The organism is Mycobacterium sp., from assembly GCF_049683355.1.
GTDB lineage: Bacteria > Actinomycetota > Actinomycetes > Mycobacteriales > Mycobacteriaceae > Mycobacterium.
In genome coordinates this window covers 1-11865 of record NZ_JBAUJB010000375.1, presented here as the reverse complement: position 1 = coordinate 11865, position 11865 = coordinate 1, and the positions used below count along the sequence as shown (strand labels likewise).

Sequence of the window (11865 nt, the reverse complement as noted above, 5' to 3'; positions counted from 1 at the left end):
TGCTCAAGCCTCACGAGCGTGGCTGCTGTTTTGCGAATGTGTCGGCCAGGAACTGCGTGGCGAAGCGGAACATTCAGAGGGTTGACGCGATCATGTCGGTCAGGCCGACCAAGCGATTCGAATAACCCCATTCGTTGTCGTACCAGCCGACGATCTTGACCAGGTCACCGCTCACCTTGGTAAGCCCCGAGCCGATGCGGCGCGTTGCACATCCACCGCTCGGAAGAAGTTCCGGCCCACTCGGCCGAAGCCGTTGACGCCGACTCCCGTTGTCCACGCGCAGTCCTCTGCTGATCCGCCGCACTATCCGGCCGTGGTCAGAAGCACTTTCAATGCACCAGTTTCGGCGGCGCGGCCGAAGACATCGTACGCGGTTTCGAACTCGTCGAGTTGGAATCGGTGGGTTACCATCAGCGAGGTGTCGAGTTTGATGACTGGCGACCAACCCGATCAGTGTCGGTGTCGAATACGTGTCGACCAGGCCGGTCGTGATGGTCAGGTTCTTGATCCAGATGTCTTCCAGATGCAGGGTCGCCGGAGCGCCGTGGACGCCGACGTTGGCGACGTGCCCACCGGGGCGGGCCAGCCGGACCGCCAACTCGAACGTCTGCGGAGTTCCGACCGCTTCCATCGCCACATGTGCCCCGAGGCCACCGGTGAGCTCCGCGATGACCGCTTCGGGATCGTCACGCCCACTGTTGACGACGATGTCAGCACCGAACTTGCGGGCCGCTTCCAGGCGCGAATCGGCCAGGTCGATCGCAACGATATGGCTGGGGCTGTAGAGCCGCGCGGTCAGGACCGCCGCCAGCCCGATCGGGCCGGCGCCGACGATGGCGACGACATCGGCGGGACGCACCTCGCCGTTGAGCACCCCGACCTCGTAGGAGGTGGGAAGGATATCGGCCAGGACGATCATCTGCTCGTCGGTCACTCCTTCGGGCACCTTGTGTGTGGAGTTGTCCGCGAACGGGACTCGAACGTACTCGGCCTGGGTGCCGTCGATGAGGTGACCGAGAATCCAGCCGCCGCCGCCGAGACACTGCCCGTAGACACCGTCGCGGCAGTAGGAGCAGCTTCCACACGCGGTCACGCAGGACACCAGCACTCGGTCCCCGACGGCCAACCTCTGCACCGCCGATCCGATTGCGGTCACCGTCCCGACTGCCTCGTGACCGAGAATGCGGCCCTCGGTCACCTCCGGCACATCGCCACCCAGGATGTGCAGGTCGGTGCCACAGATGGTGACCGCATCGACCCGCACGATCGCGTCCGTGGGGTCGTTGATCGTGGCGTCGGGAACCTGCTCCCAGGCGATGCTGCCCGGCCCGTGGTAAACCATTGCTTTCATGATGTCCTTCCGATCGAGGATGATATTCACTTCGGCCCGTGGCTGTTTCGGCTGTCGCCGTGCAGTAGGGATTCCAAATCGATGCGGCCGTGTGCACACCGTGAATGAGCAACACGTCGATGCGACCATCTCGAGGTTCGCTCCATCGGAATCGTGGCACGTCGTCGGGGCACCTCGGCAGAGCAATTGGTCCTTTGTTTGGCACCGCGCCGTTCTTGCAGGCGGTTAGATGGGCAATGGAGTCGACGCATCGCCGAGTTCACCTCCCGGATACGTTATGGACCCCCCGTGTTCACCCCTTCGCCATCCGACTCGACTCAGGCCACCATCAACGTTGGGGCACAACGGCTCTAGCGTTGACGGCGCCCGGCCACTACGGTCGTTCGAGTAGGTCGTCACGCGTCGAAACTCAGCGGCCGCGGCGCTCATCGAAGAGACAGGAGTCTCAGTGTCGAGTTTGCAGACTGACAGCGAGGCGATCACCACTCGACAGTTGACTCGACTGCGCGATGATGTCGACGAACTCCTCGAGCAACTGTCGGCGGCCGAGCGCACCTGGTCCCGCCAGCTCGCCCGGGTTACAGATGAGCATCGCCCTAGCGCCCGAAATATGGTGCATTACTGGGCAATTCGACAGATCGATCTGCGCGAACTGCAGACCCGGCTTTCCGCCCGAGGCCTCTCTTCGTTGGGCCGCAGCGAGCAACACGTCGAGGCCACGCTGATGTCGGTGAGGTCGGCGATCACCGCCATGCTTGGCGAGGGCTTCAACCCTACGCCGACCGCCGACTCGCGCAGCGACGTCGGTAACGGGCTGCTCCGGGCCCGAACGCAGAACCTGCTGGGACCAGACCCCACCGACCGAGTGACTCGAATAATGGTCACCATGCCGTCCACGGCAGCAACCGACCCGGTGCTGGTTCGCCAACTGGTGGAACGGGGCATGGACATCGCGCGCATCAACTGTGCACACGACGACGCTGACGCATGGCGCTCCATGGCACGGCATGTGAGACAGGCCGCCGAGGCCACCGGGCGCCACTGCCTGCTCGCGATGGACCTCGCCGGTCCAAAGCTTCGAACCGGCCCGTTGGAGCCCGGGCCGCGGTGTGTCAAACTTCGGCCACACAGAAACGAACTGGGACAGGTGACAGCCCCGGCTCGGGCTTGGCTCACAACGGCGGACCACCCGGTGGCCCCACCTGAGGCCAACATGCCGGCGATCACAGTGCCCCAAACATGGCTTGACCGACGCCGCAGCGGCGACGTACTACGACTGCATGACGCCCGTGGCTCAAAGCGCCGATTGGAGCTCAGCGCAGCTGATCAAAACTCTTGCGAGCCAGGTGGATTCGTCATTGCCACGGACAAAACCACCTACCTTGCGACAGGCACGGTGCTCAACGTCCATGGAATCGACGACCCGGCATACGTCGGCGAGCTTCCTCGAACCGAGCAGCGGCTCATCCTGCACCGCGGGGACATTCTCCTTTTGACCAGAGACTGTTCGCCCGCCGAGGTAACGGGCGGCGGCCCTGCACGAATCGGCTGCACCCTGCCCGAGATATTCGACCACGCGCGCCCGGGTGAGCGAGTGCACCTCGACGACGGCCGGATCAGCGGCGAAATTGTGAACGTCACCCCCGACACGCTGGCATTGCGGATCGACCACGCCGCCGACGAGGGGTCGCGCCTCGGGGCCGGCAAGGGCGTGAATGTACCGGATTCGAGGCTCCCGATCTCTGCTCTCACCGAGCAGGACCTATCGGACCTTTCGACAGTGATCGAGCTGGCCGACATCGTCGAAATGTCTTTCGTGCGAGACCCCTCCGATGTCGACCGACTCCTCGAAGAGTTGAACCGTCTCGGTGACGACACACTGGGAATAGTGCTGAAAGTCGAGACCCGGCAGGCCTTCGAGCAGCTCCCGCAATTGTTGCTCGCAGTGATGCAGCGCCCGAACGTTGGGGTGATGATCGCGCGTGGCGACCTCGCTGTCGAGTGCGGATACGATCGCCTGGCAGAGTTGCAGGAAGAGATCCTCTGGCTCTGTGAAGCAGCGCATCTGCCGGTGATCTGGGCGACCCAGGTACTCGAGCAACTCGCCAAGACGGGGAATCCGTCCCGCGCTGAGATCAGCGATGCGGCAATGAGCGAACGCGCCGAGTGTGTCATGCTCAACAAGGGGCCCTACATCGGCGAGGCCGTCAGCGTCCTCGACAGCATCCTCCGGCGGATGGCGGATCACCACTACAAAAAGACCGCCCTGATGCCGTCGCTGCATTCCTGGCACCCCGATAGCGCAACCACCTGACAACCCACAGTTCGGCGGTTTTGCGTTCACTCCCTGTACATCCCGGACGGCTACCTTCGAGGGTGCACTGAATGACCGGCGATCCGCTGGACTGTTCTATGTGCCTTCCCTCCGGTCATCCGTTGACTGGGCTACGGAGACTCCTATGATCGCCAATCCGAACACCGTCCGCTCACCAGAGTCCTCCCATGATTCGGTGACACCGCCTCTGCGGCTCCAACTCGATCCGAACCGGCCGGCACACGTCCACCTCGACGGTAGCTTCTGGCCTCGGTCGCGGGATTTGTCGGCAGAGCTGCCGACACTGCTGACAACGATTTCTGCAGACTTCGGTCCCATCGCCCTCGTCGGGTACCACCGCGACGGCTGGAACCCGGCGCCTGACCATATAATGTTTGGAGACCGGGACGTGCACGTGGAGGGGTTCGTCTCCGACAGCCCGCCAACAATGGTCGTCATCGCCGACAACGGCCAGTGCGTCACCCTGCGAGTGCTGGCACCCGACACCGATGCCGAGTCTGCCGCTGCGGCCATGGTGTCGGTTGCCGCGCCTCGCGCGACCGGAGCCGACGGCGATCCTCAGGGCAGCCCAGCGTCGAACAACCAAGCGCGTTCGCTGGAAGAACTCACGTCACGACTCGCTCGACATGCCGTCAACCCGGGCGCAGCCGGAACGAAGCAGATCTCCCGTTTGGTCACCGAAGCCGCTGAGCAGTTCAGCGAAGCACCGATCCAGGCATTCGTGCCAATCCTGGTCGACCACATCGTCCGTGGGCAACTACAGCACGCACCGCACGACTGATCGCGTCACCTCTCGTCAGACTGCCTCCCTTTCGGGTGACCTTCGGCCCTGTTTGCCCAGATTCGGTTGTGGGAGTTTGAGGTCGGGTGGCGGCACCGGCGCTGCGCTACGGGAGGAAACGTCATGGGTACGTCCGAATATGTTCGCTTTTTCGAAGACATGGGCATCGAGGACGTGCCGCTCGTCGGCGGCAAGAACGCCTCGCTGGGCGAGATGTTCCAGAAGCTCTCCGAGCAGGGAGTGCGCGTACCGCACGGGTTCGCGATCACCGCGGCCGCCTATCGTCACATGCTGGACGAGGCCGGCGCGTGGGAGCGACTGCATGCCGAACTCGACGACCTGGACCCCGACGATGTCGGAGCCCTGGCACGCAAAGCCAAGCGCGCCCGAGAGATCGTCTACGGCGCCGGGCTTCCCGAAGACCTGGCCGCACAGATCCTGGACGGTTACCGCGCGCTGCAGCAGGAGTACGGCGAGGAGGTCAGCCTCGCGGTACGGAGTTCGGCGACCGCGGAGGATCTGCCGACCGCCAGCTTCGCCGGTCAGCAGGATTCCTATCTGAACATCAAGGGAGACGAGAGCCTGCTCGACACCTGCCGCCGCTGCTTTGCCAGCCTCTTCACCGACCGGGCCATCCACTACCGCATCGACCAGGGCTTCGACCACTTCAAGGTCTCACTCTCGATCGGGGTGATGAAGATGGTCCGCTCCGACATCTCCTCCTCGGGGGTGATGTTCTCCCTGGACACCGAGTCGGGGTTCCGTGACGCCGTGTTCGTGACAGGTGCCTACGGGCTCGGCGAGAACGTGGTGCAGGGCGCGGTGGATCCCGACGAGTTCTACGTGCACAAGCCGACCTACCTCGCCGGTCATCGCACGGTGCTGCGTCGCCTGCTCGGCGACAAGGCGGTGAAGATGATTCTTGTCGATGGCGAGACCAAGAACACCACACGCAACATTCCCACTCCGAAGTCCGACCGTACCCGCTTCTGCCTCACCGATTCCGACGTTCTCGAGCTGGCCGGCTACGCGTGCGCCATCGAGGCGCACTACGGGCGGCCGATGGACATGGAGTGGGCCAAGGACGGTCTCGACGGAAAGCTCTACATCGTCCAGGCCCGACCTGAAACCGTGGCCTCCCAGCACAGCGTCACCGCGCTGGAGTCCTACGTGCTCGAAGGCGGTGGCGACATACTCGCCGAGGGACGTTCGGTCGGTGAACGGATCGCCTCGGGTGCGGTCAGACGCATCGAGAACCTCGGGCAGCTCACACAGTTCAAGCCTGGTGAGGTGTTGGTCGCCGACACCACCACTCCCGACTGGGAGCCGGTCATGAAGACCGCCGCAGCGATCGTCACCAACCGTGGTGGTCGTACCTGCCACGCGTCGATCATCGCCCGCGAACTCGGCATCCCCGCCGTGGTGGGCACCGGCAACGCGACGACGAATGTCCCCGACGGCGCGGTGGTGACGGTGTCGTGCGCCGAGGGAGATACCGGCCGGGTGTACGACGGCGCGTTGAGTTTCCACGTGGACCGCACCGAGGTCGGTGACATGGCCCGGCCCCGCACACAGATCATGCTCAATCTGGGTAATCCCGACCTGGCGTTCAAGACGTCGTTTCTGCCCAACGACGGCGTGGGGCTGGCTCGGATGGAGTTCATCATCAACGAGTACATCAGGGTGCACCCGCTGGCGCTGTTGCATCCGGATCAGGTCGACGACCCCGAGGCACGCCGGATGATCGATCGGCTGACGCAGGGCTACATCGACGGAGGCGCGTTCTTCGTCGAGCGCCTCTCCGAGGGCATCGGCACCATCGCCGCCGCCTTCTGGCCCAAACCTGTGGTGGTGCGGATGTCGGATTTCAAGACAAACGAGTACGCCAGTCTGGTCGGAGGCCGCGGCTTCGAGCCGTCCGAGAGCAACCCGATGCTCGGCTTCCGCGGCGCCTCGCGCTACGCCCACCCGTCCTACGCCGAGGGTTTTGCGCTCGAATGCCGTGCCATGCGCCGGGTGCGAGACGAGATGGGGTTGACCAACGTCATCCTGATGCTGCCGTTCGTGCGCCGTGTCGCCGAAGCGGATCTCGTCCTGCAGACCATGGAGGACCTCGGGCTGAAGCGGGGCGAGAACGGACTCGAGGTGTATGCGATGTGTGAGATCCCGAACAACGTCATCCTGATCGACGAGTTCGCCAAGCGCTTCGACGGCTTCTCCATCGGCTCCAACGACCTCACCCAGCTCACCCTCGGGGTCGATCGGGACAGCGAGGTCGTGGCATTCGACTATGACGAACGCGACGAGGGCGTCAAGGAGATGATCAGATTGGCCGTGGAAGGCTGCCGCCGCAACGGTATTCACTCGGGCCTGTGCGGGCAAGCGCCGTCGGACTACCCGGACATGGCGGAATTCCTGGTGCGGCTGGGAATCGACTCGATGAGCCTCAATCCCGACACCGTGGTCAAGACCACCCGTCAAGTGCTGGAGTTGGAAAAACAACTCCTGCCGGTGCCATGAAGCTACCGGTCACCATCGACCCGCGCTACCACGACGCGGTGCTCCTGGACCTCGATGGCGCGCTGACCAGCGAGGCCCGGCTGTTCGGGGCGACGGTCGACCTCGCCGCGAAGCTACGCGGGATCGGGGTCGCGCTGGCGGCCTACTCGTCGAGTCCGCAGTGCCGCCACGCTCTCGAGGCCGCCGGGATCGACGACCTCTTCGGCGTTTACATCGGAGGCGCCGCCGGTGAACGCGGAACGGTCGACAGGCCCGATCCCACAGTGCTTCGGGAAGCTGCCCGCCAACTCGGGGTGCGGCCGCAGCGCTGCGTTGTCGTCGAGAACTCCGCGGCCGGCGTGGCAGCCGGACGCGCCGGAGGATTCGCCCTGATCGTCGGCATCGACGGTATCGACGGCACCGGGGGCGCCGACGAATTGGCCCGCCACGGTGCCGACGTCGTACTCGACGAGCTGGCCGACATCACCGTCCGCACGGGTGATCGGCGGATCTCGGAACTGCCGAATGCCCTGGCCTCCTACGGCCAGCTCATCGGCATCACCAGCATGCGCCGGTCGATGCTGTTCCTGGACTTCGACGGCACACTGTCTCCGATCGTGTCCGATCCCGGCGCGGCCACCCTTGTCGAGGGTGCGGCGGAGGCCTTGAAGCTGGTGTCCGAGGTGTGTCTGGTGGCCGTACTGAGCGGCCGCGGCCTCGCGGACATCAGCGACCGCATCGGCATCCCCGGCTTGTGGTACGCCGGCAGCCACGGGTTCGAGCTGACCGGGCCGGACGGTACGTACCACTGCAACGAAGCGGCAGCTGCATCCGTGCCCGCCCTCGAGCACGCCGCCACCGAGTTGAACCAGTCCCTGGCTCACATCAAGGGAGTGCGGGTGGAGAACAAGCACTTTGCCGTCGCGGTGCACTACCGCGCGGTGGCGCCGGAGTTCGTCAGCGAGATCATCTCTGCGACAAAGCAGCTCGCAGCACAGTCGGGCCTGCGCGTGACCAGCGGGCGGATGCTCGTAGAGCTCCGCCCCGACATCGACTGGGACAAGGGCACCACGCTGGCCTGGATCCGCGACCGCGTCGATCCGCCCGGTTCACTCCTGCCGATCTACATCGGCGACGACCTCACCGACGAAGACGCCTTCGATGCGATCGGATTCGACGGTGTGGGCATCGTCGTCAAACACGCTGAGGACGGTGACCGAAAGACCGCTGCGCACTTCACCCTGCAAAGTCCCGACCAGGTGCGCGAGTTCATCCAGCGTGGGGCACAGTGGCTGGCCTACGAACAGAAGGTTTCAGGTGAGGCGTGGGACTACGTCTTCGATGGCTACGAGCCGCAGCACGAAAAGCTGCGGGAAGCGTTGTGCACATTGGGGAACGGTTACTTCGCCACCCGGGGCGCGGCGCCCGAGTCCAAGGCCGGGCAGGTGCATTACCCGGGCAGCTACGCGGCCGGGGTGTACAACCGGCTCGTCGACAACGTGGCGGGGACCGAGATCGACAACGAGAGCCTGGTCAACCTGCCCAACTGGCTCGCGCTGACCTTCCGCATCGGCGACGGTGACTGGTTCGACATCGACGCGGTCACCGTGCTGACGTACCGGCAGACACTGGATCTCCGCGGGGCCGTGCTGACCCGTGAGGTTCGCTTCCGCGACCACGCGGGCCGGATCAGCTCTCTGACGCAGCGACGCTTTGTGGCCATGCATTTGCCGCACGTCGCTGCGCTCGAGACCACGGTCCATGCCGAGGACTGGTCAGGGACGATCGAGTTTCGCTCCACCGTGGACGGCAACGTGACGAACACGCTGGTCGAACGCTACCGCGACCTGGCCAACGTGCACCTGGCGCTGGTAGATGCCCGCGAGGTCGCCGACGATGCGGTCCTGCTGACCATGCAGACCACCCAGTCCCGTATCCCCGTCGCGATGGCAGCGCGAAACACCGTGTGGCGCGACGGTGAGCCTGTGCCTGCGGCGTTCACGCTGTTCCGCGACGACGCCGAAATAGGGCACGACATCGCAGTTCAGCTGTCGGTCGGCGAGCAGGTGCGAATGGAGAAGGTCGTCACCGTCTACACCGGTCGCGACGTGGCGACCTCCGAACCCGGAATCGACGCCCACCGCTGGGTCACCCGGCTCGGCGGGTTCTCCGAGTTGCTGGCCGGCCATCTGACCGACTGGTCGCATCTGTGGGAGCGGCTGTCGATCGAGTTCGACGACTTCACCGACGAAGTGCGAATCCTGCGCCTGCATCTGCTTCACCTGCTGCAGACTGTGTCCCCGAATTCCGCCGACCTCGACGTCGGGGTGCCGGCCCGCGGATTGCACGGTGAGGCGTATCGCGGCCACATCTTCTGGGACGAACTGTTCATCTACCCGGTGCTCAACCTGCGCTTCCCGATGATCACCCGCTCGCTGCTGGGCTACCGCTACCGGCGTCTGCCGGAGGCCCGCCAGGCTGCCCGCGCTGCCGGCCATGCCGGCGCGATGTTCCCCTGGCAGTCGGGCAGCGACGGCCGTGAGGAGAGTCAGCGGCTACACCTCAATCCGCGCAGCGGCCGGTGGAATCCGGACGCCAGCGCCCGCGCCCACCACATCGGCATCGCCGTCGCCTACAGTGCGTGGCAGTTCTACCAGGCCACAGGTGATCTCGCCTATCTGATCGACTACGGTGCGGAGCTGATCGTCGAGGTCGCCCGGTTTCTTGTCAGCCTGGCCCGCCATGACGAAGCTCTTGACCGGTTCGGCATCAACGGCGTGATCGGTCCCGACGAATTCCATTCCGGTTACCCCGATGCGCCCTACGACGGCATCGACAACAACGCCTACACGAACGTGATGTCCGTGTGGGTGATCATGCGGGCACTAGAAGCGCTGAACCTGCTGCCGTTGCCGAATCGGCTTGATCTGATGGAGGCCCTGGGGTTGAGTAGTGCGGAGTTGGCGCACTGGGACGAGGTCAGCAGGCGGATGCACGTCCCGTTCCACGAGGGTGTCATCAGCCAGTTCGAGGGCTACGGCGAGCTGGCGGAACTGGATTGGGAACGGCTGCGCGGGCAATACGGCAAAATCCAGCGGCTGGACCGCATCCTGGAGGCAGAGGGCGATGACGTCAACCGCTACAAGGCATCCAAACAGGCCGACGCTCTCATGCTGCTCTACCTGTTGTCGGCGACCGAGCTCATCGAGTTGCTCGACCGGCTCGGGTACCGCTTCCTGCCCGAGCAGGTGCCCGAGATGGTGGACTATTACCTGGCCCGCACCTCTCATGGGTCCACGCTCAGCGGTGTGGTGCACACCTGGGTGCTCGCCCGGGCCAACCGCGATCGCGCGCTCGAGTTCTTTCAGTTGGCGCTGAAGTCCGACGTCTCCGACATCCAGGGCGGCACCACGTCCGAGGGTGTCCACCTGGCGGCCATGGCGGGCACCGTCGACCTCATGCAACGTTGCTTCACTGGGCTGGAGACCCGGTCCGATCGTCTGATCCTGTCGCCGTACTGGCCGGAATCACTTGGTGTGCTGGCGATACCGATCCACTACCGCGGACTGCACCTGCACCTGCGGGTCAGCGGCAAGGGCGTGATCATCAGCGTGGATCCCCGCGATGCCGCCGGCATCGAAGTGGAGTGTCGCGGACGCATCGTTCAGTTGATGCCCGGAACCACCGTGCGGTTTCGCGACTGAGCGGGGCCGAGCGAGAGTTCTTGTCGTACCCGTCTGTGATGATGGTGTCATGTCATCGACTGCAGCATCTTTCGTCGCCAGCGCGCCCCGCGTTGAGCGTATGGAGGTGTTGTTCGACGAGTTGGCGCAGTTGGCCGGGCAGCGTAATGCCATCGACGGGCGGATCGTGGAGATCGTCGCCGAGATCGACCGCGACGAACTCTGCGGTATGACCGGGGCCCGTTCGGTGGCTTCGTTGATGGCGTGGAAACTGGGCACCTCGCCGCACAATGCCGAGACGTTGGTGGCGGTCGCCGAACGCCTCGAGGCGTTCCCCCGCTGCGCCGAGGGCCTGCGCACCGGCCGGCTCTCACTCGATCAGGTCGGGGTGATCGCCGAGCGGGCCGCCGACGGCTCCGACGACCATTACGCCGAACTGGCCGAATCGGCGACAGTCACCCAACTTCGTACCGCCCTCAAGGCTGCACCCCGACCCGAACCCAAGGCTGAGCCGGAGCCGGTGTGGGAGCGGTCGGTCATCAAGACCGGCGACGACACCCACGCCACCTACCGGATCCGGCTGCCACACGCTGAGGCCGCGGTCGTCGACGCCGCCCTGGCCTCCCACCTCGACGCGCTGGTCGCCCAGTGGCGACCCGACCACAACACCGGTGGACCGGTGTCGGATCAGGCGCCGCCGTTTCCGAGCACCGTGGATGCGTTCATGAGCGTGGTCGAAGCCGGCTGGGACACCGAAGTCGCCCGCCGCCCGCACGGCCAACGCACCACCGCGGTGATGCACGTCGACGTCGACCAACACGTCGCGTCACTGCATCTGGGACCGCTGCTGTCCGACAGTGAACGCCGCTTGCTGCTCTGTGATGCGACCTGTGAGGTGTGGTTCGAACGCCACGGCCGGGTCATCGGCGCCGGTCGGGCCACCCGCACCGTCAACCGTCGGCTACGCCGGGCGTTGGAGCATCGGGACCGCTGCTGCGTGGTCCCCGGCTGCGGCGCCACCCGAGGCCTGCACGCCCATCATCTGCGGCACTGGGAAGACGGCGGCCCCACCGAACTCGACAATCTCGTCTTGCTCTGCCCTTACCACCATCGGCTGCATCACCTGGGGGCATCACCCTCACCGGGCCTGCGCACCGCCTCACAGTCACCGACAACGAAGGCCAGGAACTCAGTTCGGGATCCTTGGCCCGACCAC

Annotated in this window: 5 protein-coding genes and 1 pseudogene; 5 read left to right on the top strand and 1 reads right to left on the bottom strand. The window is 65.1% G+C overall.

The genetic code is table 11. The features are described 5' to 3' along the window. Positions 1–73: 73 nt before the first annotated feature. The gene (locus WA944_RS21460; protein ID WP_526608061.1) at positions 74–1351 is read right to left on the bottom strand and encodes a zinc-binding dehydrogenase; all 1278 of its coding nucleotides are present in this window, start codon (positions 1349–1351) and stop codon (positions 74–76) included. 448 nt (positions 1352–1799) lie between these two features. Here WA944_RS21460 and WA944_RS21455 point away from each other — a divergent pair, with 448 nt between their 5' ends. From WA944_RS21455 to WA944_RS21435, 5 genes and pseudogenes are all read left to right on the top strand, one after another. Continuing rightward, the gene (locus tag WA944_RS21455; RefSeq protein WP_526608064.1) at positions 1800–3665 is read left to right on the top strand and encodes a pyruvate kinase; all 1866 of its coding nucleotides are present in this window, start codon (positions 1800–1802) and stop codon (positions 3663–3665) included. Between the two features lie 145 nt (positions 3666–3810). Continuing rightward, positions 3811–4467 (top strand): DUF5994 family protein, encoded by a 657-nt coding sequence (locus WA944_RS21450; protein WP_526371083.1) that lies wholly within the window; start codon positions 3811–3813, stop codon positions 4465–4467. Positions 4468–4590: 123 nt separating this feature from the next. Further along, a complete protein-coding gene (ppsA, locus tag WA944_RS21445) occupies positions 4591–6987 on the top strand; it encodes a phosphoenolpyruvate synthase (RefSeq protein WP_526608067.1) in 2397 nt (798 codons plus the stop codon). Continuing rightward, positions 6984–10670, top strand: a complete 3687-nt coding sequence (otsB, locus tag WA944_RS21440) for a trehalose-phosphatase (protein WP_526371087.1) — start codon at positions 6984–6986, stop codon at positions 10668–10670. Before ppsA ends, otsB begins: the two co-directional genes overlap by 4 nt. 49 nt (positions 10671–10719) lie before the next feature. After that, positions 10720–11865, top strand: a pseudogene (locus WA944_RS21435) (HNH endonuclease signature motif containing protein); the annotation flags it as partial.

Excerpts from the sequence above, each read along its gene's own strand:
- WA944_RS21460 (WP_526608061.1), bottom strand. The coding sequence starts at position 1,351 with ATGAAAGCAATGGTTTACCACGGGCCGGGCAGCATCGCCTGGGAGCAG.
- WA944_RS21450 (WP_526371083.1), top strand. The coding sequence starts at position 3,811 with ATGATCGCCAATCCGAACACCGTCCGCTCACCAGAGTCCTCCCATGAT.
- ppsA (WP_526608067.1), top strand. The coding sequence starts at position 4,591 with ATGGGTACGTCCGAATATGTTCGCTTTTTCGAAGACATGGGCATCGAG.
- otsB (WP_526371087.1), top strand. The coding sequence starts at position 6,984 with ATGAAGCTACCGGTCACCATCGACCCGCGCTACCACGACGCGGTGCTC.